1 protein-coding gene is annotated in these 584 nt (G+C 63.0%); it reads left to right on the top strand.

Annotation, left to right across the window (positions count from 1 at the left end):
• On the top strand, nucleotides 1–584 hold a 584-nt coding region (lepB, locus tag HMPREF9442_RS11810; protein WP_040603079.1), incomplete at both ends, for a signal peptidase I.

Here is a 584-nt window from a genome sequence, read left to right on the forward strand (position 1 = left end):
GTGTTGGGCGTGGCCGTGCACTACGGTTGGCGTGCCTTGGTGGCCGACACGTTCATCATCCCGTCGGACTCGATGTCGCCCACGCTGCTTCCGGGCGACAAGGTACGGGTGGACAAGACGATCTTCGGTGCGCGGCTCTACACGTCGCTGGACTTCTCGGACGGGCGTATGGAGAGCATCCGCACACGAGGGCGGCGCGGCCTGCGCTACAACGACATCGTGGTGTTCAACTATCCGGTGAATGACAAGGGGCGCATCGGCTTCAAGATGAATTACGTGTACGTGAAGCGCGTGGTGGCCTTGCCGGGCGACACGATAGCCTTCGTGCACAGCCGTCCGGTGAACAGCCATTATGGGGGCGCGTTGGGGCTTGCGGAGGCGCAACGGCGGTTGGAGGAAACGCCGGACAGCCTGATACCTTGGTATGCGATGCGCAACATCTTGGTGGAGACGGCGGTGTTGGGCTATACCATCAAGGACATCCCTCCGGTGTACGTGCCCCGACAGGGCGACATCCTGCGGATGGACGACTGGCGCAAGGCGGAAATCTACCGCCGGGCGATAGAGTGGGAGACGGGGCGTGC

The organism is Paraprevotella xylaniphila YIT 11841 (assembly GCF_000205165.1).
GTDB lineage: Bacteria > Bacteroidota > Bacteroidia > Bacteroidales > Bacteroidaceae > Paraprevotella > Paraprevotella xylaniphila.